The sequence below is a fragment of the Paenibacillus sp. y28 genome (assembly GCF_037137075.1).
Taxonomy (GTDB): Bacteria; Bacillota; Bacilli; order Paenibacillales; family NBRC-103111; genus JBBBNV01.
On record NZ_JBBBNV010000028.1, the window covers coordinates 31,397 to 57,329 of the forward strand.

20 protein-coding genes and 1 riboswitch are annotated in these 25,933 nt (G+C 53.9%); of the genes, 6 read left to right on the forward strand and 14 right to left on the reverse strand.

Annotation, left to right across the window (positions count from 1 at the left end):
* Nucleotides 1-83: 83 nt before the first annotated feature.
* The 6 genes from WBG83_RS18600 to WBG83_RS18625 form a co-directional block, all read right to left on the reverse strand.
* Nucleotides 84-959, reverse strand: coding sequence for a carbohydrate ABC transporter permease (locus WBG83_RS18600; protein ID WP_336746810.1), 876 nt, complete (start codon nucleotides 957-959; stop codon nucleotides 84-86).
* A 17-nt stretch (nucleotides 960-976) separates the two neighbouring features.
* Nucleotides 977-1,945 (reverse strand): ABC transporter permease, encoded by a 969-nt coding sequence (locus tag WBG83_RS18605; RefSeq protein ID WP_336746811.1) that lies wholly within the window; start codon nucleotides 1,943-1,945, stop codon nucleotides 977-979.
* A gap of 355 nt (nucleotides 1,946-2,300) precedes the next feature.
* Complete coding sequence (locus WBG83_RS18610; protein ID WP_336746813.1) at nucleotides 2,301-3,239, reverse strand: ABC transporter substrate-binding protein; 939 nt, start codon at nucleotides 3,237-3,239, stop codon at nucleotides 2,301-2,303.
* Between the two features lie 22 nt (nucleotides 3,240-3,261).
* Nucleotides 3,262-4,281 (reverse strand): FecCD family ABC transporter permease, encoded by a 1,020-nt coding sequence (locus WBG83_RS18615; RefSeq protein WP_336746814.1) that lies wholly within the window; start codon nucleotides 4,279-4,281, stop codon nucleotides 3,262-3,264.
* Nucleotides 4,282-5,250, reverse strand: coding sequence for a FecCD family ABC transporter permease (locus tag WBG83_RS18620; protein ID WP_442955856.1), 969 nt, complete (start codon nucleotides 5,248-5,250; stop codon nucleotides 4,282-4,284). It abuts the gene before it with no gap.
* A gap of 178 nt (nucleotides 5,251-5,428) precedes the next feature.
* On the reverse strand, nucleotides 5,429-7,084 hold the full coding sequence (locus WBG83_RS18625; protein ID WP_336746817.1) for a helix-turn-helix domain-containing protein: 1,656 nt from the start codon (nucleotides 7,082-7,084) through the stop codon (nucleotides 5,429-5,431).
* Nucleotides 7,085-7,288: 204 nt separating this feature from the next.
* On the opposite strand from WBG83_RS18625, the gene WBG83_RS18630 reads away from it, so the two are divergent.
* The 4 genes from WBG83_RS18630 (at nucleotide 7,289) to WBG83_RS18645 (ending at nucleotide 11,169) form a co-directional block, all read left to right on the forward strand.
* Nucleotides 7,289-7,948 carry a TrkA C-terminal domain-containing protein gene (locus tag WBG83_RS18630; RefSeq protein ID WP_336746818.1) on the forward strand — a complete coding sequence of 220 codons (660 nt, stop codon included), beginning with the start codon at nucleotides 7,289-7,291 and terminating at the stop codon, nucleotides 7,946-7,948.
* 393 nt (nucleotides 7,949-8,341) lie between these two features.
* Nucleotides 8,342-9,472: a betaine/proline/choline family ABC transporter ATP-binding protein gene (locus WBG83_RS18635; protein WP_336746820.1), complete on the forward strand. Its 1,131-nt coding sequence runs from the start codon at nucleotides 8,342-8,344 to the stop codon at nucleotides 9,470-9,472.
* On the forward strand, nucleotides 9,469-10,122 hold the full coding sequence (locus tag WBG83_RS18640; protein ID WP_336746821.1) for an ABC transporter permease: 654 nt from the start codon (nucleotides 9,469-9,471) through the stop codon (nucleotides 10,120-10,122). Before WBG83_RS18635 ends, WBG83_RS18640 begins: the two co-directional genes overlap by 4 nt.
* A gap of 132 nt (nucleotides 10,123-10,254) precedes the next feature.
* A complete protein-coding gene (locus WBG83_RS18645; RefSeq protein ID WP_336746822.1) occupies nucleotides 10,255-11,169 on the forward strand; it encodes a glycine betaine ABC transporter substrate-binding protein in 915 nt (304 codons plus the stop codon).
* Nucleotides 11,170-11,482: 313 nt separating this feature from the next.
* On the opposite strand, the gene WBG83_RS18650 is transcribed toward WBG83_RS18645, so the two are convergent.
* The 4 genes from WBG83_RS18650 to WBG83_RS18665 form a co-directional block, all read right to left on the reverse strand.
* Nucleotides 11,483-12,805, reverse strand: coding sequence for an MBL fold metallo-hydrolase (locus tag WBG83_RS18650; RefSeq protein ID WP_336746824.1), 1,323 nt, complete (start codon nucleotides 12,803-12,805; stop codon nucleotides 11,483-11,485).
* Nucleotides 12,805-14,469, reverse strand: a complete 1,665-nt coding sequence (locus WBG83_RS18655; protein ID WP_442955857.1) for an ABC transporter permease — start codon at nucleotides 14,467-14,469, stop codon at nucleotides 12,805-12,807. Before WBG83_RS18655 ends, WBG83_RS18650 begins: the two co-directional genes overlap by 1 nt.
* Before the next feature lie 258 nt (nucleotides 14,470-14,727).
* Nucleotides 14,728-15,783, reverse strand: a complete 1,056-nt coding sequence (locus tag WBG83_RS18660; RefSeq protein ID WP_336746834.1) for an ABC transporter substrate-binding protein — start codon at nucleotides 15,781-15,783, stop codon at nucleotides 14,728-14,730.
* 19 nt (nucleotides 15,784-15,802) lie between these two features.
* The gene (locus tag WBG83_RS18665; protein WP_336746826.1) at nucleotides 15,803-16,804 is read right to left on the reverse strand and encodes an ABC transporter ATP-binding protein; all 1,002 of its coding nucleotides are present in this window, start codon (nucleotides 16,802-16,804) and stop codon (nucleotides 15,803-15,805) included.
* Nucleotides 16,805-17,126: 322 nt separating this feature from the next.
* On the opposite strand from WBG83_RS18665, the gene WBG83_RS18670 reads away from it, so the two are divergent.
* Nucleotides 17,127-18,035 carry a LysR substrate-binding domain-containing protein gene (locus WBG83_RS18670; RefSeq protein ID WP_336746828.1) on the forward strand — a complete coding sequence of 303 codons (909 nt, stop codon included), beginning with the start codon at nucleotides 17,127-17,129 and terminating at the stop codon, nucleotides 18,033-18,035.
* A 180-nt stretch (nucleotides 18,036-18,215) separates the two neighbouring features.
* Nucleotides 18,216-18,428 (forward strand): hypothetical protein, encoded by a 213-nt coding sequence (locus WBG83_RS18675; protein WP_336746829.1) that lies wholly within the window; start codon nucleotides 18,216-18,218, stop codon nucleotides 18,426-18,428.
* A gap of 252 nt (nucleotides 18,429-18,680) precedes the next feature.
* Here the strand turns inward: WBG83_RS18675 and WBG83_RS18680 are convergent, their stop codons facing one another.
* The 4 genes from WBG83_RS18680 to WBG83_RS18695 form a co-directional block, all read right to left on the reverse strand.
* Nucleotides 18,681-20,021: a tetratricopeptide repeat protein gene (locus WBG83_RS18680; protein WP_336746830.1), complete on the reverse strand. Its 1,341-nt coding sequence runs from the start codon at nucleotides 20,019-20,021 to the stop codon at nucleotides 18,681-18,683.
* Nucleotides 20,022-20,102: 81 nt separating this feature from the next.
* Nucleotides 20,103-21,023 carry an aldo/keto reductase gene (locus tag WBG83_RS18685; protein WP_336746831.1) on the reverse strand — a complete coding sequence of 307 codons (921 nt, stop codon included), beginning with the start codon at nucleotides 21,021-21,023 and terminating at the stop codon, nucleotides 20,103-20,105.
* A gap of 206 nt (nucleotides 21,024-21,229) precedes the next feature.
* Entirely contained in the window at nucleotides 21,230-22,627 is a 1,398-nt protein-coding gene (locus tag WBG83_RS18690; protein ID WP_336746832.1) for an MATE family efflux transporter, read from the reverse strand.
* Nucleotides 22,628-22,957: 330 nt separating this feature from the next.
* Nucleotides 22,958-24,874, reverse strand: a complete 1,917-nt coding sequence (locus WBG83_RS18695) for a putative bifunctional diguanylate cyclase/phosphodiesterase (protein WP_336746833.1) — start codon at nucleotides 24,872-24,874, stop codon at nucleotides 22,958-22,960.
* 239 nt (nucleotides 24,875-25,113) lie between these two features.
* A riboswitch (cyclic di-GMP riboswitch) is annotated at nucleotides 25,114-25,199 on the reverse strand.
* Nucleotides 25,200-25,933: the final 734 nt, after the last annotated feature.

A 25,933-nucleotide genomic window follows, 5' to 3' on the forward strand; every position in this document is an offset into this window, starting at 1 on the left:
AGGCAGCCCTTGGCAAAAGGCACGCTTTGATTTGCGCCTGCATGAGCAGGCCGGAGAGCTTGCAGCAGCAAGCCGGGCAGACGTTAGCCCTTCACTGCGCCGAGCATGACCCCTTTGGCAAAATGCTTTTGCAGGAACGGGTACACCATGAGAATGGGCAGCGTACCGACAACGATAACGGCCATTTTGATCGACTGATCCGGCGGCTTCACATAGTTCGGATCGGCAGCGGCGAAGTCGAGCGAGCCCGACGCCAGCAGGACGATCTGGCGCAGCAGCACCTGCAGCGGCCACTTGCTCGGTTCGTTCAAGTACAGCAGCGCATTGAAGAAGTCGTTCCAGTTGGCCACGGCATAGAACAAGGAGAAGGTGGCCAGCGCCGGCTTGGACAGCGGCAGCACAACCCGCCATAACACGCCGAGGTCGGTACAGCCATCGATTTTGGCAGCCTCCAGAAGCTCATTCGGAATTTCCTCAAAAAACGATTTGACGACGATCAGGTTGAACACATTAATGGCGACCGGCAGCATCACCGCCCAATACGAGTTCAGCAGGCCGAGGTTCTTGACAACCAGGAAGGTCGGAATAATACCGCCGCTGAACAGCATGGTGAAGACAACCATCTTCATGACGATGCTGCGCCCCGGCGTATTCCGGCGGGATAAGGCGTACGCCATCGTAAACGTGAAGAACAGATTAACGAGCGTTCCTCCGATTGTAACAAAGACCGAGACCAGCAGGCTGCGCGGCAGCGCATTATCCTTGAACACATATTGGTAGGCGTCGAAGGTAATCGTCTTCGGAATGATGAAGAACGACCGGGCGCTAATCTCGGCTTCGCTCGCAAAGGAGCCCCCCACGATATACAAAATCGGCAAAATCATGGAGATAGAGATTAAACCCAGCAGCAGGTAGTTACTGACATCGAATACTTTTCCGAGCAGGGTGTTATGCTTCATCGGTTGCTTCCTCCTTCCTACAAAATACCGGAATGTCCGGCCCGCTTAGCCAAGTAGTTCGTGCCAAGCACGAGAGCCACGCCGACAATCGCTTTAAACAGCCCGACTGCGGTACTGTAGCTGAAGGCCCCCTGCGTAATCCCCACGGTGTACACATACGTATCGAATACTTCGGCCACGTTCCGGTTGAGCGCATTGCTCATAAGAAGCACCTGCTCAAAGCCCCGGTCCAGGAAGTTCCCCATCCGCAAAATCAGCAGCACAATAATGGTTCCCCGGATAGCGGGCAGCGTAATGTGCCAAATTTGCCGGAACCGGCTCGCGCCGTCCACAATGGCCGCCTCGTACTGCTCCTGATCCACGCCGGCCAGGGCAGCCAGGAAAATAATCGTCCCCCAGCCCATCTCTTTCCACAGATTTTGGCCGATGATTAACGGACGGAACCAGCTTTCGCTCGTCAGAAACTCGAATTTCACGCCGAACAAGGCATACAGCAGCTCGTTGATAACCCCGCCTTCAGTAGTCAGCAGCAAAAAGGAAATACTGGCGACGATAACCATGGATATAAAATGCGGGATGTACACCATCGTTTGTACAAACCGTTTATATGCAGCGTGCCGGACCTCATTCAACAGCAGAGCCAGCAATATCGGCGCCGGGAAGAAAAAGATAATATCGTAACAGCCCAAAATTAACGTATTTTTGACCAGCCGGAAAAAAATCGGGTCGTTGAAAAACTGTTTAAAGTTATCGAAGCCAACCCACTCGCTCTTCCAAAACCCGGCATACGGCTGATAGTTTTTGAACGCCAGCAGCACGCCCCACATCGGAAGGTATTTAAAAATAATGAAATAGGCAAGTCCCGGGAGCATCAGCAGCAGCAAATATTTCTCTCTCACCATTCGGTTCAGCACGGAATTCCGCTTCGAGACGGATGCGGCCGACGCCTGGGCCGGAGCCTGCTGGGCCCCTGATGTTTTAATCATAGTCTCACTCCCTTGAATGTGAAATCGGCAGGCTGCCGGGCAGCCAACAGCTTGTGATACTCTCACCTTAACGGGACGCGAGCTTTCTGACAATCAGACTTTTTTGAAAGCGGTATTTTGGACGTTTGGACTTTTCCCCCGCATTAGTACTTTTTTAAAAACGCAGACGTGGCGCGGGTTTCCGGGCTTTCGGCATGAAACAGGGCGTCTTCGTTATTGGGAGGCATCGGGCAGGCTTCAAGACGGAATTCGGCTTGATTTGGATTGGAATGCGGCAAAGGAATTTCCAGAAACAAGAAAAAAAGACCCGGCTGCGATCGCTTGCGATCCGCCAGATCTGGGTATGAATGCTGCACTATTTCGAGAACATTTGCTCCGCCGCGTCCATTGCCATCTTGTTGCCGAGCGAGGAATAATCGAGCCATGGCTGATCGGCAATCGGGTACACATGATTTTGCTTGACGGCCTTCAGGCCGAGCCAGACCGGATTCGTCTTAAGCTGATCAAACACCTTCTGCGCGCCCTCTTCCCGGTTCACAATGACGAAGATGGCATCCGCATCAAAGTCAGGCAGCACTTCCTGGGAGATCACCTCGTAGGCCTTGTTTATTTTTTCCACGCCATTGGCTGGCTTCAGCTTCAAATCCTCGAACAAAATCGGCCCCATCGGACGAACCATGCCGAAGACGCGAAGCTCCTTGGCCGTTACACGGATCGCCATCACCTTGCTATCGGCGCCGAGCTTGCCTTGAATCATTCCCTTCACCCGCTGCGTCTGCTCGTCATACGACTTCACCATGTCATCGGCTTCCTTCTCGCGGCCCACCAGCTTGCCAACCTTCTTCACATGGTCGCGCCATGTGCCTTCATCCAGGTCGAACACTTCTACAGGAGCGATTTGTTCGAATTTGGCTTGATCCTGACCGGAATATTTCTTATCCAGGTAAATCACATCCGGCTTCAGCGCCAGCAGAGCTTCCATGTCCGGGTCGGTAACAACGCCGAGCTTCTTCGTGTTTTGAAGACGGTCCTTCACATGCGGGAGGAAGTCCTTCAGGTCGCCGCCGATAACAGAGCCGACCGGCGTTACGCCTACGGCGAGCAAGTTGTTCGTCAAGTGAATCGACATGGAAGCGATGCGCTTCTCCTTCGAGGGAGCCTTGGCCTGACCGGCAGCTTCTCCGCCGGGAGCGGCAGCCGGGCTCTGCGCAGCCTGCGGGGCGGCCGGCTGTCCGCAAGCGGAAATCACCAGCAGGCACAATAAGGTGATGATTGCAACGAGGTTCTTTTTCATTAAGGGAATCTCCTTCAACTGCTTATGATTTTGTTTTGGCTAACAAGTATAGAAAATACGGGGCCCCGATGGAGGCCACAATGACTCCTGCGGGAATGGCATTCGGTTGAAACACAGATCGTCCGATCGTATCGGAAACGACCAAAATGACGACACCGATAAGGCCCGCAATCGGCAGCAGATGACGGTGCATCGGACCGACCAGACGGCGGGCCAGCTGCGGGGCGACGAGGCCGATGAAGCCGATCCCCCCGGCCATGGACACGCTGGCGCTGGACAGGGCGACCGCCGCCGCCAGCAGCAGCAGGCGCTTGCGGCGCACCGGCGATCCGATGCCGACGGCGACATCGTCTCCGAAGGCGAAGACATCCAGCGCTCTTGCCTGCGTGAAGGTGTACGGCGCCAGCAGCGCAATCCACGGCAGCAGCGCCAGCACATGTATCCAGTCCCGGCCCCATACGCTTCCGGCCAGCCACCGCGAGGTAAAGCTGTAGGTCGTTTCATCCAGCCGGAGGGACAGGAACAAGGAGACGGCGCTAAAGCCCGCCGCAATCGCAATACCGGTTAAAAGAAGCCGAACCGGAATAACCCCCTTGTGGCGATCGTAAGCGAGCAGCACAATAAGCACCGCCGTCAGCACACCGCCTGTAAAGGTGAACAAGGGAATGAGCAGGGCGGCAGGCCCCTTCATCGTTTGAAAAAAAGAAACGAACACAATTAAACCGAACGCGGCTCCGGCATGAAGCCCCAGAATGCCCGGGTCTGCCAGCGCGTTGCGGGACAAGCCCTGCAGGATTGCTCCGGAGAGGCCGAGACCGAGGCCGGCCAGCATTGTCACCAAAATCCGCGGCAGCCTGTATTCAAACAGCACCAGCCCGTCATCCGGCGTCCCATAGCCGAACAGGGTTTGCAGGACAGCCAGCGGACTGAGACGTATCGTGCCGGTGACGAGGCTGATAAGCACCACGGCCAGACTGAGCGCGATGAGGATCAGTCCTACAGCGACGGCCCTGCTTCCTCTTGACTGCGCGCGAGGCTTCATTTACAGAGCCCTCCTTTCTTTCCGGGCCAAGTAAAGGAAGAACGGGACCCCCACCATAGCAACCATAACCCCGATCGCCAGCTCCTTGGGCGGATTGACCATTCTGGCACACAAGTCGGCCAGGACCAGCAGCAGCCCGCCGAGCAGTGCAGAGACGGGAATAATAAACCGGTAATCCACTCCGACCAGTCTGCGCGCGATATGGGGAATCACCAGGCCGACAAAGCCGATCGAACCGACGGCGGAAACAGCGACCCCCGCCAGCAGAACCGCAAGAGCGATGCCCAGCAGACGCACCCGCTTGGTCTTGATTCCAAGCCCGGCTGCGGTTTCATCTCCTAACGCCACCAGGGAAATCGGGCGTCCCAGCAGCACAGCCAGGACAATCGCCGACAGAATGACCGGCGCAAGCAGCTGGAGATGAAACCATTTCACTCCGGCGACACCGCCCGCATACCAGAACGCCAGGTCTTGGCTTAAATTGTAGTAAATCGCAATACCCGTGCTGAGCGAGTGCAGCAGCGCCGCCACGACCGCCCCGGCAATCGTCAGGCGCAGGGGCGTCAAGCCGCCCGGACCGCTGGATCCCAGCGCGAAAATAAACAGCGTGCTGAGCACCGCCCCCAGAAAGGAAAGGCCGATTAACGCGGTATACGGCAGGTTCGGCATGATGGCAAAGCTGAGCGCAACGACGAACATGGCCCCGGCATTAATGCCGAGGATGCCGGCATCGGCAAGCGGATTGCGGGTTACCCCCTGCATCAGCGCGCCGGCTACGGCAAACCCGGCCCCGACCACAGCCGCAGCGAGCACGCGGGGCAAACGCAGCTCATGAATAATTTGATGCGCTGTTAGCGACGGATCATACTGTACGACAGCCGTCCACACCGTACCCATCGTCAGCGCCTTGGCGCCATACGAGACAGCCAGGAACATGGAGAGCAGCAAACCGGCGCAGGCAAGCACCATGACAAGTACAAAGATAACTCCGGAACTCTTGATGTTCATTCAAATAATCCTTTGCTTTCTTCAGTCTGCAAGCAGCCGCTTAACATGCTATTGATAATCATTATCACCTTCATAATTATAAGAAGACCGCTTTACGCCGTCCATGACATTTTTTAAGGTGTTTCGCCTTGGACTTTTTTTAGATAATGCGGCGGTGAGCGCTATCCGTAAGCAGAGATACCGCCGCATCGAGCTGCCTGTCAATGGAATAAGGAGCATATACCATCCATTGTTCCCATTCAAGCAAATAATACCGTTTCCGCTGTACGGCCGGATGCCGCTGCCACAACGGATTGGTACTCAGCTCCTGCAGCATGAGGCCGGTATCCTGCTTTGATGGCAGCACAAGGAGCAGAATGTCGGATTCGTAGAGCGCCAGCTCCTCGGGAGCAACACTAATCCAGTTCAAGCTGGTCGCCGTGCGATGCTTTTGAAGCTCCAGCTGCAGCCGTTCGGAAGGCGCCAGCTGCAAGGACCGGTAAAACACATGTCCGATATTGCGCTCGCTATAGATGCGGATCGTCCCGTTTACGATTCTGCAAATCGTGACCGATCCGCTCCCGATGATCTGCTTGACCCGCTTTCTGGCCTGCTCCGCCCGCTGCTCGTGGCGTCCCAGCCACTCCTCGGCAGCCCGCCTGCGATCCACCACGGCGGCAATATGCTGTAAATGGCCGAACATATCCGTCTGGGTCCAAGGGATGGTTACAAGCGGCGCGATATCGGGAACATGCTCTCTTGCTTTTTTCAGCACGTTCTCCTTGCAAAGCATCATGTCCGGCTTCAAATCCAAAAACGTCTGCCGGCTCATCTCCCACGGCTCGGAGGCATGGAACGGCAAATGCAGCGGCTTCGTGACCTGCGGCAATGCCGGGTGAAGCTGCGCGGCAAGAGGTGTGATCCCGAGTGTAAGCAAATGATCCGTATACGGATACGAGAGGGAGACGATGCCGGGGCGGTGCTGCTTCGTGTACATGGTCGGAGCGCAGCCGCCTGTCTCCTTGAACCGGCGGCTGAAATAAAACTCATCCCGATACCCCGCCTCGCGGGCGATTTCGCGGATAGGCAGAGCGCCTTCAAGCAGCAGCTCCTTCGCCTTGTTCATCCGCAGCTGGGTTACGTATTCCATCGGATTTTTGCCCATTTTCTGCTTAAACAGCTGGGAGTAATAGGACGGGTGCATGCCTGCAATTTCGGCCAGCTTGTCCAGCTTTATCTCGCTCTGGTACGCATCCTGAATATAGCGCAGCGTCAGCTGCAGCGACTGGTCGGAGCTTTTGGGCGGAAGCGCGTCCCCCGCCTGCTGCTGCAGCAGCTCATGCACCAGCTCCTGAAGCAGCTGCTCCTGACGGGCGCCCCCGCCCGGTCCGGGCTTCCCGGAAGCATAAGCCGCCGCCAGCGCTTCAGCCAGTCGTTGAAGCCGGTAAGGGGCTTTGCGGACAATTCCCGGTGCGGGAAACGCCGTTTCCCGTTCATAAATTCGCCGCTGCGCGGTACGTTCCGTCATTCGGAACAGATCGAAGGCAATGCGGTACATTTTCATTTCTTGTCCGGGCGGGTGAGACGCCTCCACCTTCATGCCGGGAGGCAGCACCAGCGCGGATTTGCCGGATAATGGAACCGGGGCGCCGTTGATCAGCAAATCTCCTTTGAATTTGACGGCCATAATGAATGTATAGCTGGTCCGTGTTTGATGCTCCCAGCGCCAGCCGGGCGTGCCGGTCACCAGACGGACGTCCTTCAATTCCAGCATCGTTCCCTGCAAGAACCCGCTTCTGTCCTCCCTGCGCTCCATCCGCTGTTCCTCCCCCATTTTTCATCCGCAGCCTCGTTCATTTTGACTCATGATATGGACTCATTATAACAAAAAATACCCACGGCCGGGCTCCTATCCACAGCCAAATCAAGGATTCGGTATGGAATGTCCTTTCACTTGCTGATAATATAGATTACGGTTATTACGGTCACATCATCGGAAAAGAGGTCAGCACACCCCGCCATGCAAGAGATATCTGGATATCAATCTATCGCGCTGGACATTGCGCAGCGAATTGTAAGCGGTGAATTTCCGGTTCACAGTAAAATATCCGGACGTTCACTGCTAGCAAGCCATTATCATGTATCGCCCGAGACGATACGCAAAGCTATCGGACTGCTGAAGGATGAGGGCATCGTGTCCGTATCGCAGGGCAAAGAGGTAACCATTCTGTCGGATCAAGCCGCCTATGATTACATTACCAAAAACAACTATCTGAAATCGGTCTACTCGCTCAAGCAGGACTTACAGCTGCTGCTCCAGGAAAAAAAGCAAATGGATCAAAAATTCGACCGCGTGTTGAATGACATTATCCAGTTCTCCGATCGGCTGCAAAACCTGAAAATGTACAACCCGGTAGAAGTCAAAATTAGAGAAAACGCCCACGTCATCGGCAAAACGATCTCCAGCCTGCAATTTTGGCAAAAAACGGGCGCAACCATCATCGCCTTGCGCCGCGGCACCCACGTATCCATCTCACCGGGGCCCCATGTTATATTAGGGGATCATGATATACTCGTCGTCGTAGGCGACGGCCAGGTATACCAGCGGACCGAGCAATTCATTAATACCCCTTCCGAGGAGCATCCGGAACAAATCATTCCCTCCTCATCTGAACCATAATTCCTATCCATTTACTCATGCATCCATGCCGATTCGTTGCATATCCAGATCTCTGAAAACAGCCTGCTGTCCGGCCTTTTGGCCTGGCGGATGAAGGCTGTTTTTTACGATCCGTAGGCGTTAATTCACCCTCCAACTAACAATCTACAAAACATGATAGGGTTGTCAGTTAAAAAAATGTTTGTTATAGTTACGAAGGCAGAGATACAAGTTGTCTCAACAAGAATGCCCGGCAACGCTTTTTATGGGACGCAACGGCCGGACAGAGCGGGTGTGCCGTTTCTTGTGTTTGGCGACGTCCCGCCAGGCAGGCAATGAATCCGGTACCAGCAGGCGTGACGCAGTCGCCCGTGAACGGATTCAGCACAGAAAGAGAAGGAGGGTTCACGGCTTATGATTACTTTTGACCATGTCGGCAAAACGTATCCGAACGGCTATCAGGCAGTGAAGGAGATGACCTTCGAGATTGAGACCGGCGAATTGATTACGCTTATCGGACCAAGCGGCTGCGGCAAGACCACGACAATGAAAATGATTAACCGTCTGTCGCCGCATACGGAAGGAACCATCAAAATTAACGGGCGGGACATTATGAAGGAGAATCCGGTGGAGCTGCGGCGAAACATCGGCTATGTCATCCAGCAAGCCGGGTTGTTCCCGCATTATACCATTGAACAAAATATTGCGCTCATCCCGGATTTGAAGGGCTGGAATGACACCCGTAAAAAAGAGCGGGTTCACGAAATGCTCGATATGGTCGGGCTCGATCCCGCCCAATTCGCGGCGCGGTATCCGCGCGAGCTGTCCGGCGGACAGCAGCAGCGCGTGGGGGTCGCCCGGGCGCTGGCTGCAGATCCGGAAATTATATTAATGGACGAGCCGTTCGGGGCGCTTGACCCGATTACGAGAGAGCAGCTTCAGGATGAGCTCATCCGCCTGCAGAAGACGATGAAAAAAACCATCGTCTTCGTTACCCATGACATGGACGAGGCGCTGAAGCTGGGAGACCGGATCGCGGTTATTATGAACGGCACCCTGCTTCAGCTGGATACGCCGGAGAAGCTGCTGAAGGAGCCGGCAGACGGCTTCGTGGAGAAATTCATCGGCATTAACCGGATTTATCAGAACCCGGCGTTTATTCCGGTGACCGAAATTATGCGCCAGCAGCCCGCGATTGCCCCGCCGACCCTGACGCCGGCCAGAGCTTTGTCCTTGATGCGGCAGCGGCGGACGGACACCCTGATTGTATGCGACGATAAAGCTCGTCTATCCGGCATTGTGTCCGCTTATGATCTTCAAACGCATATGGAAGGCATCCGCACCATTCAGGAAATCCGTGTCGCCGCGGAGCCCTTCCTTCTGTCAACGGCAACCGCCCAGGATGCCTTGATGGCGATTACGGACGCCAAATTCGGTATTATTCCAGTTGTAGACCCTCAGCATCGGGTGATTGGCGTCGTGACCCGGGGAAGCCTGTTGACCACCTTCGCCGATCACTGGGCAGGAAGGAGAGATAACGAATGAATCAAAGCCTTGGAGAACAACTCCTAAAGCAGCTGTCCCAGCGGTGGGAGGATCTGCTCTACGCGCTGCTGCAGCATATGGAGCTCGTCATGATGTCCATGGCTATCGCGATCATTGTAGGCGTGCCGCTCGGTATTCTCGTGACCCGCTTCATCTCACTCAAGAAATGGGTGCTTGGCGGGGCCGGCATTCTTCAGACGATTCCGAGTCTGGCGCTGCTCGGCTTTATGATTCCCTTTTTCGGCATCGGCATGAAAACCGCGGTTGCCGCCCTTTTCCTATATTCCCTATTACCGATTATCCGCAATACCTGCACCGGTATTCTCGATGTAGATAAAGCGACCATTGAAGCTGCAAAAGGCATGGGTATGACCAACGGGCAAATTTTGTTTAAGGTCAAGCTGCCGCTAGCACTGACCGTTATTATGGCCGGCATCCGGACGGCGACCGTCATCAATGTCGGAACCGCAACCCTTGCCGCCTTTATCGGCGCGGGCGGGCTGGGCGATTTTATTTTCATCGGCATTTCACGGAATATTGACGCCCTGATTCTGCTCGGCGCTATTCCCGCCGCGGTACTAGCGCTGCTGCTCGATTCGGTGCTCGGCTATACCGAGAAGCTGACCACGCCTAGGGGCCTAAAAATTTAAAAAACTGGTAAAACCGCACCGGATGTGGTTGACCACCGTCATACGGCACCACACCGCATGCTGACAGCCGCGCGTTTTGCGCAACCCATTCTTCACCAAAAACTTCTAAAACTGGCACATATGGAGGCAGACATGAAAAAATCGACCAAATGGATTATTGCAGGCACAATTTTATGTTTAACTGCTCTTCTGACAGGCTGCGGCACAAGCCAAACGGCGGCCGGCAGCGGGCAAAGCGGTAAGACCATTACGATCGGCTCCAAAAACTTTACGGAAAACATCGTATTGGCCCATATCATGGCGGATTTAATTGAAAATCAAACGGATCTCAAAGTAGAGCGCAAAGTGAATCTTGGCGGCTCCAATGTGGCCTGGAAGGCGCTGCTGAATAACGATATCCAGCTTTACCCGGAGTATACCGGCACCATCGTAGGGAACTACTACCAGCAAGAAACCGGAACCTCCGAGGAAACGTTGAAAAAAACACAGGAGCTTCTTCAGCAGGACAAGCTCGTGTTTACGAATACATTCGGGTTTAACAACACTTACACCCTGGCGGTAACGCAGGAAACCGCGGATCAATACAAGCTCCAATCGTTCAGTGATCTGGCAAAAATATCATCCGGCCTTATCTTCGGCGGAGACTTCGAGTTTATGGACCGCCCTGACGGGTTCCCGGGAATGAACGAGAAATACGGCATGACCTTCAAGGATACCAAAGGCATGGATCATGGCATTGTATATCGTTCCCTTCTGGACAAAAAAGTGGATGTGGTCGATGCCTTCTCTACCGACGGGCAGATCCAGATCCACCACCTGGTCATTCTGAAGGACGATCAATCGTTCTTCCCGCCTTATGACGCAGGCTCGCTCGTACGGCAGGATGCTCTTGAGACATACCCCGAGCTGAAAGCTGCGCTGGCCAAGCTGGATGGGCAGATTACCGATCAGGATATGCAGGAGATGAATGCGAAGGTCGATGCCGAAGGCTTGAAGGCACAAAACGTGGCGCATGAGTTTCTGGAGAAAAAGGGCCTGCTGAAATAATTTCAGTCCAGCTCTCGTAAATAAGCCGCGGTATCTGTGACGAAAAGAAGTCCGCATCATAATCATTAGTCCTCCCGGACGTTCAATTCGACAGAAGCGGTAAAAAAGTGAAAAACCGTATCCGGCCCTAATACCAACCTCGGGCAGCGGATACGGTTTTTCGCTGTGATTGCTGCTTGACAGACGGCAGCGGCAGTCCATCCCCCGTCCCTGCCGCAACCGCCAGCAGGAAACCATAGGAGGCACAAACTTCGTTCCGTAGTTAATTGACCGGTTCCGGCGGTTTGGCTTGGACACGCTGATGCGGCAGGGCTCAAGACTCACGGGACAAATCCGGCTTCACCCGCAGTGTATCGCCCGTCCGAAGAGAATACACCCCGGGGAAATCCGGAGCCAGCTCAGCCGCAACCTTGTCCGTGGCCTGCTGGCCGGCGTGCACCAGCAGCGTATGCCTGCTGTGCAGGTGCTCCAGCATCAGCTGCACATCGCGGATGCCCTGGTGCACCTTGTACCGCACGAACAGCACCCGGCAGTGCGGCTCCGCCGCTTCCCCCTCCAGCATACGGCGGCCGAAGCTGCCCGAGGCCAAATGTCCGGTCAAAACGACCGTGTTGGCCGGATTGCCGCTCAGCCGGCTGTAATACCAGCGGGAAGCCCCCGTCTCCAGCATGCCGTCCCCGCTCAGAATAAGGCATGGCTTCGCCTCCGCCAGCGCCTGCTCCCGCTGCTCCTGCGTGGCCACCTGCCGGATTCGGCCGTGCGCCAGCGCGTGCCGGATCCGCTCGCCGCTTCCCGGCAGCAGCCACTCCGGAGCAAGAAACAGCTGCGCCAAGGCAGCTGCAATCGGCTGCTCTACAATCAGCTCCGCAGCCGGGAACTTCTCCGTCAGCCATACGAGCAGCTCCTGGCTTCGTCCCGTTGTCGGCACCGGCAGCAGCAGACGACCGCCCTGCCGCAGCGTGTCCGCCACAGCCTGCTCCAATTGGGCCAGCTTCACCTCTTGGTCTTCCGCTTCCATGCCATAGGCGGCATCCACAATGGACAGGTCGATGCGTCTGCCAGCCAGCTCCCGGCCGCCGGGCAAAGCAAGGGGCCAGTCGGCAGCCAGCAGCCGGGATTCCCGGGTATAGTCCCCGGAGAAGTAGACCAGGCCTCCGTCCACCTCCAGCAGCAGCCAAACGGAACCGATGAGGTGGCCGCTTCGGCCCCAGCATACCCGCAGCGCCGGAGACAGCTGCAGCCATTCCCCCGGCGCAGCCTTGTCTTCCAAGTATTCGTACCGGATCGCTTCGATATGCTCCTGCCCGTAAGGAAGCTCCGCGCCTTGTGCAGCGGCATACCCTGCCCAGGCCCTGAAATAGCTCGGCAGCTGGCCGGTTGTCGCCCGTGTCGTCCACACGGTGCCTTGATAGCCAAGCTTGTACAGCAGCGGCAGCGCCATGGAATGGTCCTCATGCGCATGAGACAGGAACACCGCATCCAGCAGCGGAGCTTCCTGTTCCTCAATAGCCGGATATACGCCGGAGGCTTCTTTTTTGACCCCGCAATCCAGCAAAATCCGTGTATGCTTTGTCCGAATGAAATAACTGGAGCGGCCGTGTTCCCCGGCTCCGCCCCAAATGGTTGTTTGCAGCATTATGCAGTCCACTTTCTTCGTGAGCTAAAGTAATTGATGGCCAGCAGCATCAGGGTGGTCAGCCCTACGGAAACGACAGCCATCGCCATGCCGAGGGATACCTTGCCCTGCTCGAACTGAGCAAATATATACGTTGCCGAGGTTTCCATGGAAGGCGGCAAAATAAGCAGTGAGGCAACCAGCTCGCGGATGGAGATGGTAAAGGTCATCATCCAGCCCGCAATCATCCCGGGCACGATAAGCGGCAGCAGTATTCTGCGCCCGATATAGACCGGTTTGCCCCCGAATACGCGCCCGGCCTGAAACAGCTTGTTGTCCAGCTGGCCGAAGCTCGATTTTACATACTGAACCGTATACGGCAGGAAAAAAATCACATACGTTAAAACGACCATCCCGTACGTGTTATACAGCGGAATCTTCATCCAGGGCGCATTCCATAGCATAATGAGGCCAAGCACGATGACGATGCCGGGAACCGTGTTCGGCAGCAGGCCGAACATATCCACCAGCCGCTGCGGCCAAAGCCTGGACCGCTGTATCATCAGCGCGACGAAGGTGCCGACAATCACCGCCAGTGTGGCGGCAAAAAGCGACAGGCTCAAGCTGTTCCCGAGCGCCTGCATGCTTTTGGAGCCCCAGGACAGCAGCTCTCCGTAATGCTGAAGCGTCAGATTGCCGAAGCTGAGGCCCTCGCCGCGCAGCTTCAGCAGCGACGCCGACACAATGGAGAAATACGGGATGCCGACGGACAGCGCCAGCAAGCCGCCGATATACAGCCAAGCCAGCACGGCCTTCCAGCCCTTCAGGATATACAGCTTTCCTTTCGCGCCCTTGCCGCCGACCAGCTGGTACGTATAGCGCCGTGTCATCCAGCTCTGCACATACCACAGAATCAGGCACGTGCTCAGCAGTACTGAAGCCAACGCGGTCGCTTTGCCGAAATCAATCGGCCAGCTGGATATGTAATGATGAATCTCCGAGGTCAGCACATAAAAGCCAATGCGCCGGCCGAACGTGGCGGGCGTGCCGAACTCGGCAATCGTCTTGACGAATACGAGCAGCGCCCCCATCGCGTAGCTGGACAGCAGCAGCGGCAGGACGACGCGGCGGAACCGGTACAGGAAGCCGCCCCCGTGCACCGCCGCCGCATCCTCCGTGCTGCCGCCAATCTGAACGAGCGCATTACGAAGAATCAGATACAAGAACGGAAATAAATGCAGGCTCATAATCATGACCAGCCCGAACAAGCTGAAAAACCGCGGGGTCCACGCCGCCGAGAACGGCAGCAGCTGCTCCATGTAGCCATTTTTCTGCATGAACAATATCCAGCCCATCGAGCCGATATACGGCGGAGTCATAAACGGGATCAGCAGCACCACATCAAGCCACTTGTGCTTGACTACGCTCGTTTTGGCGACAATCCACGCCAGCGGCAGGGCCAGCACCGTAGCGCCGAAAACGACGCATACCCCGTTCCAGAGCGAGTTGACGAATACTTCGCCCAGCTCGCTGTCCGCCATGGTCCGCAGCGGCGCAAGCAGACTGAACTCGCCTTCCGGCTGAACGCTGGTCAAAAAAATGAAACAAAGCGGGACGACCACCAGCATCGCAAGCAGCAACAGAGCGAGGGCCAGCCCGATTTTATAACTATGTCCAATCCCCATTTGCATAGGTTCACCATCTCTAATACGAAGTCTGATATACAAACGCGTTTGCAGAAGCTGTCCTGAATCACACAGCCGTATCAAAAGCCGTGAGCTTGATGTTGTTCTCTATAGAACGATTGAGGCGTCCTATTTCATTTTAAAGGGATTGCCCTGCCGCTCAGGCATCTTGTTGGAATTCCCCTTGCGGCATCGGCCGTCCCTTCTCCACTGCACCCCGCTTCCGGTCAGGAAGCTTTTCGTTCCACTTCTTGCTGTTTATTTGAACAGCTGCGTGAATTTCTTGGTCACGGTATCGCCGTTTGCATCCATCCAGGCCCAGTCCACCTTCATTTGCGGGATTTGATCCACACCTGGACGATCCTTTGCTTTTACATCCTGGCGGCCCGGCAGCAGGTACGTGTCGGCAACCATTTTCTGCGCCTCGTCGGACAACAAATAATCAATGAAGGCTTTAGCGTTATCTACGTTTTTGCTCGTGTTTACGATGGCTGCCGGACGCGGGCTAATGACCGTTCCGCTTGCCGGATACAGCAGATCAACCGGCTCTCCTTTGGCCTTGGCCTGGTAGGTCATGTAGTCAACAGCGGCGGCAACGACACCCTTAGCGCCTGTCACAACAGGATCCAGCGCTTCCTGGTTAGCACCGGCCAGCGCCATGCCATTCTTCTTGTACTGGTCGAACAGCTCCCAGCCGCTGTCGCCTTTTTGGCTCAAATAACCCGTGATGAAGTCAAGCGCAGAGCCGGATTGGGCAGGGTCGGGAATATTTACCTTGTCCTTCCATTCCGCCTTGGTCAGGTCGCTCCATTCCTTCGGCGGCGACGTCACCTGCTTCGTGTTGTAGGCAATCCCCAGCGCAGAGGCGCTGTAGCCGAAATAATGACCTTCCTTGTCCGACCAGTCCGCAACCAGCTTATCCGCATGTTTGGCTTCCTTGTATTCCTGTGTCAGGCCGCTTTTCTTCAAGCCCTGCGCAGCCGGAAGCGAAGCTAGTACGACCACGTCGACCACCGGATTCGCTTTTTCCGCCTCCATCCGGGACAAAATTTTACCGGTCGTGCTCTGGAACATCTCAATCTTGACACCGGTTTTGGCTTCGAAGCCCTTTTGAATCCCTTCAGCCAGCTCCTTCGGGCCTGCGCTGTATACGACCAGCTTGCCGCTCAGCTTCTTGTCGTCCTGCTTCGTCTCTGTCTTCGGCGCGTCCTTAACCGGCTGCTCCGAGGCCTTCGGCACTGCTCCGGCAGTTGAATTTTGCGCCGATCCGCAGCCTGTCAAGCTTAATCCTATCATTGCAGCCATTACCAGCATCGAACCCTTTTTCCACCCATTACCCAGCTTCACTTTGTAATCCTCCTTTAGTGTCTTCCGCTTGAATTTGATGAATATGCTGCGGGGATAGGAACACGTTGACGTGCTCGCCCACAGCAAGACGCGCAGAATGATACGCGGTCCAGCTTCCCATAACGCCCATATCGAGCTGAATTTCATAACGCTCGCCCATATAGCTCACCCCGGCGACCTGCCCTTGGTATGCGTTGTCGCCCTCATTCCAGGACCAGCGGACATGCTCCGGCCGGATGACCAGCTTATCCTTCACCAGCCAGTTCGATTTGCCGATAAAGCTGGCAACGAACGGATGCTTCGGCCGGGAGTACATCTGCTCCGGCGCGCCGGTCTGGAGCACATTTCCGGCCTGCATGACCACAATCTCATCGGACATGGACATCGCCTCAGTCTGGTCATGCGTCACATAAAGCGCCGTCAAGCCGTTGTCACGGACCAGAGTCATCAGCTCCAGCCGCATCTCCTCCCGCAGCAGCGCGTCCAGCGCACTGAGCGGCTCATCGAACAGTACCAGCTGCGGCTCCATGACGACAGCCCGGGCAAAAGCAACCCGCTGCTGCTGACCGCCGGACAGCTGATGCGGATATCTTTTTTCCATCCCGTCCAGCCGTACTGTGGCAACCGCCTGCTGCACCCGCTCCTGCAGGTCCTTCGTCTTCCCGGATGCTCTCAGGCCAAAAGCAATGTTCTCAAATACACTCAGATGCGGCCACAAGGCGAAATCCTGAAACACCATGCCGAACTTGCGCTGATGCACCGGCTTATCCACTCGTCTGTCCCGGGAAAAGATACACTCCTTGCCTGCCCATATCTCCCCCTGATCCGGCGTCTCCAGCCCTGCAATCATCCGCAGCAGCGTCGTTTTGCCGCAGCCGGACGGACCAAGCAGCGTGGTAAATCGCCCGGCCCGAATGGTGAGGCTGGTCGGCTTCAGCGCTTGCATGCGGCCAAACGATTTCGCCAGACCTCCGATCACGATATCCATTCTCCCAACCTTCTTCCCTTCATTCAGCTTGCTTCTTCTTCCTCACTGACTTTAGTGTACAGGCTGAATTTCCGCGGCATGTTATCCGAACGTAAACCGGGTGTTAAATTTATCAATGGAATCTATTCATTCCTATAGATTTTATCTATAATATAAATGGAACCGGAGTAGAACCGCAGCCAAGTCAGCCTAGTAGATCGAACCTGAAGCACCGTTCATTTCCGGACCGCGAGAAGAACAGCAAGTAAGCTGCAAGTCGCGTCGAAACGTAGTTTCGTTAATGACGGAACAATATACTAGTTTGCTTACAGGAGGCGCAGCCGTGAACGTAAATTTGCTGAAGCTGGAAATTGTGGAGCTGCTGGAGAAGCACAAGAAAATTACCGCCGTCGCAGAGCTCCTGGAGCTGAAGCAGCCGACCATCTCCTTCCATATGAAAAGCCTGGAGCAGGAGCTTGGCGTCCAGTTGTTTGAATTCCGCGCCGGCAAAACACAGCTCACCGAGGCCGGTATGGCGTTTCATCATTACGCCGTCAAAATCAACGCCTTGTCGAGAGAAGCCGAGCGGGTCGTTAAAGAATTTCAGGGGCCGGGCAAGGGCGCGCTGCTCATCGGCGCCAGCTACGTGCCCGGCACCTATATTCTCCCGGATGTCATCAGCGGCTTCGCCAAGGCATTTCCCAAGCTTTCGATTACAGTCTCTGTCAAACCAGCCCCTGTCATTAAAGAGCAGCTTCTGAACCACGACATTGACATCGGCATCTTCTCCTCTGAGCCGTTCCAGCTGGAACCGCTATGCGTCGAACCGCTTGGTGCCGATGAGCTTGTCGTTATTTTCTCGCCCGGGCACCGGTTCGCGGGTTTGCCTGAGCTGACCGCCGGACATTTGGCTGAGGAGCCGTTTATCGTCCATCGTCCGGAATCGAACACACGGGCCCTCACTGTCAACTGGGCGGAGGCGAACGGCGTTGTCCTGAATGCCTTGATGGAGCTGGATTCCATCGAAGCCATTAAGCAGATCGTCATGGCGGGGAGCGGCGTCTCCTTCGTGTCCAGACTCTCCGTTGAACGGGAGGCACGCCGCGGAGAGCTGCTGTACCGCCCCATCCCCCGCGATCAGATGGCCCGCAGCGTTTTTTACGCCTACAACCGGGACCGGAGGCAGTCGGCCGTACTGAAGGCATTCGTGCAGGTGCTGAACAAGCACAGCACACCTGCCGGCGCGGAATGAAAGCATTAGCGCCTCTTTGCGGGAAACGCTCCGCCGGGGCTGTCGCGAGAATCGGCCATTTGGGCAGGCTGCACTTTTTTTCACAGCGCGAGCAAGCACTCGCCTCCCTGACTTTCCTTTGCGCCATATTGTGTGTAATATGATATTCATCCTGTTTTGGACGAGAGGAGAAGAAGCACGATGGCCCAAACCCGCCGCTTGCAGACCGATGCCGACTTCCAGGAGGCGCTTGACCGCCAGCTGGTTATCCGTGTTTTTGAGAACGACCACGTGGTCAGCTCCGGAGGCGGCATCGTCCGCTTTGCTGAAGATCTTATCGTAATTCAGACCGGCGTCAGCGATATCAGCTATTTTCAGCGTTCCAGCTGTGAGTTTTTTTCGGTTCGACGATGACCTGCATCTCAGATGAGGAGCCGCTCCCCATCAACATGAGCAAGGAGAACAGCCTGTTGCCGAAAAAATAGGCCTCCTCCTTGTGAACGATGCCCGTTTCAACTAGTAGGACGGTGAATATTCCAGTAGAGGAAAGCTGCGGCCGGTTAGTCGGTCATGCAGAGAAACACCGCACGCCGGGGAGCTACGCTCAATGCAGCACAAAAAGGCTGCCCCAAGGAACAAACTCCTTGTGCAGCCTTGCACGCTTGGTTATTCTTCAGGGTCAGAGTCCGGCGCAGCTTCAGCCTGTGCCTGGGCTTGTTCGAGCTTCGCGATAACCGGGCCCAGCTCCTCCTCATAATCCGGATTATACTGAACCGCCTTTTTGTAATCGTCCAGCGCTTTGGCAGGCTGGGTTAGTTGTTCGAATAATATAGCGCGGTTATAGTATGCATTAGCATAACTCGGGTTTAATCTTATCGCCGTATTAAAGTCCACTAGAGCTTCAGATAATTTCCCCATTTCTTTCAAGACTACTCCCCGATTATTATAGGCTTTCGAATAACCCAAATTAATTTTGATAGCCTCAGTATAATCCATTATTGCCTCAGAGAGTTTGCCTGTAGATTTTAACAAAATAGCTCGGTTATAGTAGGCTTGAGCGTAATCCGGTTTTAATTGAATGGCTTTCGTATAGTCCTCCTGCGCTTCTGAAGATTTGCCCAGTGATTTTAGTAAAATAGCTCGATTATAATAAGCCTGCGCAAAGTCCTGCTTTAATTTGATCGCCATTTGGTAGTCTCGTAGTGCTTCTTCCATGTTTCCTTTTAGTTTGAGTATGATGGCTCTCGCATTATAAGCCTGTGCATGATCAGGCTTTAATTTAATAATTTGTTCCACATCTGCGAGTCCAAGGTCAAATTCCTTTTTTCTCCTATAAAACTCTGCGCGTAGACTAAGAGCCCTTCCTAGAACATTAAACTCCGTTTGGCTATTAATGATTTCAGTTAAAGCCTGCAGCTTCTCCTCCTCATCCTCAATCTGTTCGATTTGCTGAAACCGCTCGTTCCATTCCTTTTCCTGACTGATCTCACTCCTTAGTTCTTTATTCTCTATTTTAATTTTTTCCAATTCCTTATTTTTCTTCCACAATCCGTACAAAACTAAAGCTAAGCTGGCAATAGTAAGTGCATTACCAATAGAAGCCGAACTAATGATAAGATTTCCGTCGGAATAAATCGCGAGCGCTTGTAATTGTTCACGAACAAAATCCCGCACGGTTTGCATTTTTAAAAGCTGCGGGATTGTAATAACAAACAGAATGCCCAGACCTAAGGAAAGCAGTTTAAGCTCTCTACGGTCAAAGTAATCATACAGTGTAAAAAATACCCCGGAAAAAGCGAATGAAACAAGAAAAGGAACATCAGAAAAACCGCTGAACAATGCAAAAAATGTCAATATAAAAAAGGATATAGCCAAAAACAATATCACCGTATTCGCAGACGATTCTTCATTCCTCCCGGAAGAGCCTTCCTTTAAACGGGACGCTCCCTCCTTGACGGCGGACGGCTTGTCCCCCCGCTCCTGTAGCTCCTGCTTCTTTTCGCTCATCAAAAAACCCCCCGCACTATCGTACAACGGGAGGTAAATATTGACAACCTTGTTTTATACTGAGGCTGCTAGGCTTGCCTCTTACTTGCCAAACCGCTCCAGCTGCTCCCGGGTCAAAAGCCGGTCTCCCGCGCGGGCATTGGCCGCGGCTTGGGCCGGAGACTTGGCGCCTGGAATCGCAACCGGAGACATCCGATGTGAGATGACGAAGCGCAGCGCAGTCTCAGCCAAATCCTCGCCCTCGTCAAGCGCGCCTTGTACCTGGCCCAGCAGCGCGACCCGCTCCTCGAACTCCTTGCGCGCTTCGCCGCCCTCATTCCAGCGGACCCGGACGCTGTCCGTAAATACAGTATCCGCCGAATAGTTGCCGGACAGCAGGCCCATGGACAACGGACCGCGCACCAGCACGGCGATTCCATGCTCCTCGCAATACGGCAGCAGCCGCTGCTCCGGCTCACGGTGCAGCAGGGAATAATCCACCTCCACGACACGGCATGTGCCATGCGCATTAAAGCGCTGCAGCACCTCCAGATTGTTCGTTGAGATGCCGTATTCACGGATTTCACCGGCCTGCTTCAGCTGCTCGAAGCCTTCGAGAAACACAGAGGGGTCCTCGATGCCGCCCAGGTGGCAAAGCATAACATCGACCCAATCCGTACGCAGCCGGTGCAGGGACGCATGAGCGCACAGCCGAATCATATCCGGCGTCGTCAGAGGCACACCCTGTCCGGTCCGTTTGCCGAAATTCCCGATTTTGGAGACGATATACGACCGGTGCCGGTCGCCGCCCAGCGCCCTGCCCAGACGCTGCTCCGATAATCCGTTCGGAATGCCGTACGACTCTGCCGTATCAAACAGGTTCACCCCGGTGTCCAGCGAGGCACGGATAACCCCGTATGCCGTTGTATCGTCTATTTCCCCCCATTGATTGCCAATGTTCCAGGTGCCCAGCCCAATTGCGGACACGTTCCAGCCTGTACTGCCAAAGCTGCGGTACAGCATTCGTACCCCTCCTTCAATTTGGTATTCCCTTGTGGTGTAATCGCTTTCGAAACTACCTCTATTAAACCGTTTTTCAGGTCGCCTGTAAATCCCTAGGAATGGATTGAAAAAAGATATCCCGTGATCAGCAAAAGCCGGGATGAGGCTTCACCCCGTCCCGGCCGGAAACAGCTGTTTCATCATGTTTTTGGTTATGTGCTTGTCCGTTATGCCCGGCTTGGGCTTCCGGCCATCATTTTGGCGTTTCTCCAATTGCCGAAACGGTAATACAGCAGATTCAACAGAGCCGCGACCGCAAACCCAATCGGGAAGCTCCACCAAATCGCATCAAAGCCGTAATGGCTGCTAAAAAAGCTGGCCGCCGGATTCCGTATCACCAGCAGCGCGATGAAGCTGACCGCCAAGGGCACCATGACCGATCCTGCAGATCGGACCACCCCGGCAACGACGGTAAACACACCAAACAAAATAAACGACCATAAGGTAACGTTGTTAATATGCACGCCGATGTCGATGGCTTTCCCCGTGGACGGCAGGAACAGCGCCAGTGCTTCCCGGTTAAACCAGTGCAGAATGACCACGAGCAGCCCCGTCAACACCACGTTAAAGCCGACGCCGGTCCACGTAATCCGGTTAACCCGGCTCCAGTTGCCCGCCCCGATATTTTGCGCAGCCATCGAGGTTACCGCCCCGCCGATAGCCATAGCCGGCATCTGCACATAGCTGGAAATTTGGTTCGCGATGCCGAAAGCGGCCGACGCCTCCGATCCGTACGAATTGACCAGGCTGATGAGAATGAGATTGCTCACCGAAACTACAATCATATTCAGCCCCATCGGCAGGCCTTTTTGAATCAATGAGCGGAGAATAGCCCAGTCAAGCCGCAGCAGATGCAGGTCATCTCTGGTGATGCGCAGAAAATACCTTTTCCAGTACAAGTACCAGATTAACAGCACGAAGCTGAGCAGGTTCGCGATAAACGAAGCTACCGCCGAGCCGGAAATGCCCATCTCCGGAAACGGCCCGTAGCCTTTAATCAGCAGCGGATTGAGAATAATGTCGAGCACGACCGACAAGAGCAGGAAATAAAACGGCGTTTTGGCGTCACCGGAACCGCGCAGGACAGCCATAACCAGATTGAAGCCGAATATGAACGGAATCCCGGCAAAAATAATGCGTGTATACGCATCCGCCATCTCCTTGGCATCAGCGGGTGTATTCATCCAGGCCAAAATCGCCGGGGAAAATACAACACCGATGATGCCGACAATACAGGCCAGGATAGCAAAAAAAACAGTGCTTGCGCCGACCACGCGCTTGGCTTCGTCCGGTCTTCGCGCGCCCAGGTTCTGTCCGACCAGAATTACTGCCGCCATCGCGATCCCGAATATCGCACTAATCAGCAGAAACATCATAATATTCGCATTCGAGGTGGCCGCCAGGGCTGTCTCACCTAGAAATTTGCCGATCCACATGGCGTTAATCGAGCCGTTTAAGGTTTGCAGCACATTTCCCAGCAGAATCGGCAGGGAAAAAATAAGCAGGGTTTTGGCAATAGGTCCCTCTGTCAGCAGAGGACCGCCTTGGGGTTTCTCAGAGTTCATGTTGGTTCTCCTTTAGATGGTTCGGCAGACGTCGCAGCCCCCGAAAGATACATATCCTCTCCATCATACATGCTTGCGGGCAGATTTTCATCCTTTTGGACAGGAGTTAAAAAAAACATAAGAATTGCGGGAAACGGTTACGGAAGCGCCCTGTTCTATACAAGGAGACACCTCCGTGACATCATTTTTCTTTTATTCTTTTTTGTCAAAAACCGCTGGTTCAGACGAACAGCAAAAAGCCGCGTGCCATCCGGATATCGGAGGAACGCGGCGGGAACTGCGCAGGCCGGGCTTATCCGGCCACTGTCTATACGGAAGACCCGCTTTTTGTCATTCAGCTGAAAAAGGAACGTATAAGAGCTTCTCCAGCTCACCCGCGGGCAGCGGCCGACTGAAGTAATAGCCTTGAATTTCCTGGCACTTATTGGCCGTCAAAATATCCAGCTGCGCCTTCGTCTCAATGCCTTCCGCAATGACGTCCAGCTTGAGATGCTTCGCCATGGAAATAATCGTAGCGACGATCGCTTTATCGTTCTCGTTATTCGTAATATCCGTAATAAACGAACGGTCGATTTTGAGCTTATGAATCGGAAGCAGCTTCAAATAGCTGAAGGAGCTGTAGCCCGCCCCGAAATCATCCAGGCTGATCCGGACCCCCAATTCGCTTAATTTGTTTAAAATCCCGGTGGAGATGTTGGCGTCCATCATCATGCTCTCCGTAATCTCCAGCTCCAGGTACTGCGGGGCCAGCCCCGTCTCCTCCAGAATGGCCTGAATGTCCTCTGCCATACTCACTTGATGAAACTGCCGGGAGGACAAATTCACTGAAATCGGAATACGCGGTCCTCCGGCTTTGTGCCAGGCGCGCATTTGTGTGCAGGCCTCGCGAAGCACCCAGATGCCGATTTCATAAATGAGCCCGGTCTCCTCCGCTAGCGGAATGAACGCACCCGGCGACAAAATCCCCTTGAACGGGTGATTCCAGCGCACTAACGCCTCGACGCCGATAATTTGGTTTACTCCTGTACGGATTTGGGGCTGATAATAGAGCAGCAGCTCATTGCGCTTCACTGCTTTTCTTAAATACCCTTCCAGCTCGAATTTCTCCACAATCTGGACATCCAGCTCCGGATTGTAGAAGCGGAACCCGTTTTTGCCGCTCTTCTTCACTTCATACATCGCGGTATCCGCATTTTTGAGCAGCTGCACCGTATCCTCCCCGTGCTGCGGGTATAAGGCAATTCCGATGCTCGCCGTCACATAGAAATCATTATCCTTCAAGCGGTACGGCTGCCCGATAGCGAAAATAATCCGTTCCGCCAGCCGGACAAGCTCCTTCTCGTCATAGCTGCTGTGGCAGACAAGCGTAAATTCGTCGCCGCCCATCCGGGCCAGCGTGACTTGATGATCCTGAATATTTTCCATAATCCGCGTGCTCATTTCCTTAAGAAAAATATCCCCGTATGTATGTCCGAGCGAATCATTGATCATCTTGAACCGGTCAATATCCATCATCATGACTGCAAAGCCGGTTCCTTGGTCCCGGTTCGCTTCAATCACCCGGCCCAGCACCTGATTGAACATCCTGCGGTTCGGCAGCCCGGTCAGCTCATCATGATCGGCCTGATGCTGAATCGTGTTTTCATAGGCTTCCAGCACAAGCTGCTGCTCGAAATTAAGCAGCTTCGTCACTGCGTGGCCCAGCTTCTCCGTATCGGGATGCTGGCCGGTCAGCTCCCGTACCATATCCAGAAGCGTGTTCTGAAGGTTCTGGAACGCGCCCATATACCATTTGGGTGAAAGCCCGATACGCTGATGAACGGCGGCAATCGTCAGCCGTTTGTCAATAAAGTCCTGATCAATGCGTCCGTTAAACATTTCGATGACATGCTTTGACAAAGTTAGACGAAGCCGTTCCACAGTGCTATGATCGGTAATAATTTTTTGCAGGGATTCTACGTGGCTGACAGATTCATAAAAGGAAGTGGTGACCCGTTCAATCTGAGAGGAAATATAAGGCCGCAGCCAGGAGACCATCTCCAAATCCTTTTCCGTTAAGCCAATCATCTGCATTTGGGCGAGCACTTCGGACTGTCCTTCCAGTAGAATCCGCTTTTCCGGCGCCGGCGCTGGCTGCTGATCACCCAGCTTGAGCTCGGACAGAGGCGCTTCCTTTGCATGATCGCTTCCAAAAAGAGCCTTCATCGCATGATACGGACATTTCTCAATATCTTGTTCATTACTCATTCTGGCGTACTCCCTTTCCGCTCCGATTGCCTGTTTTCCGTTCCCGTCCTCCAGATCTATAGCAACACGTTCCCAATAAATGAATAAATCACGGTTTACCATTGCAATCCTTTACACATAAAATAAAGCATCCAATCGACAAAATAAACATAATTTCGACATTTTCAAAATATTGTTTTCATCGGGACGATATGCTTTTTGACCTGAAAACGCATTCTTAAACGCAGAAAAACCGACTACGATTTCATAGTCGGTTGCACTACTCGCTCCTATATCTCCAAAGTGCCCACATTACGGAGATATGATCACAGCGCCTATTAGAATTTATTATAACATACAAATCATGACAGAAAAATCAGTTTTCAGCATCCGGCGTAAAAGATTAACGAATCTAAAAGCGAAACGGGCCTCACGAACGACCCATTCGGAGTCTCCGGCTGCTGCTATTGGCGCGTCTGCTGCAAATCTGCAGGATGGACTTTGAACAACCATTGTATATTAGCAGCATGGAAGACCGGGACTGTGGTCTCATAATTCTGCCATGCTTTCATCTCGGAGTACATAAATAAGACACCCCGGGTGGAGTGCCTTCAATGGATGATATGTATTTGATGATAATACTAAATTTATCATAAGCAAAAGGTTCAAAAAGAATCTACATCATAGATTCTTAGTAGTAACCTATTCAATTTCATTCTCAATAGCAGAAAGTATTTTTAGCGCTTCCTGTGCTCGTTTTTTGTAACGGGCAAACAAAAATAACGAGCGGCCATGCTTTCATTAAATAAGGACCGGTATGCATCTGCAATTTCTTGTCCAAGCACCCCATCTGCTATGACCAGTTGATTTCTTTGCTTATGGTCATCTACTCTTTTGCCTCTCTTTTGGAGTGCTTCATCTACTAAATGTAATGCACTATAAAAAGTAGCAGTTACCATCCAGTCATAGTGTTCACATGATTTACCATCAAGGAAGGTTATAACTCACATTCCGCACCCTGAGGATAAGCCAGCGAGTGGAATGTTGCAGTGAAAAAATAAGCTCAACGAGCTGTAGCGA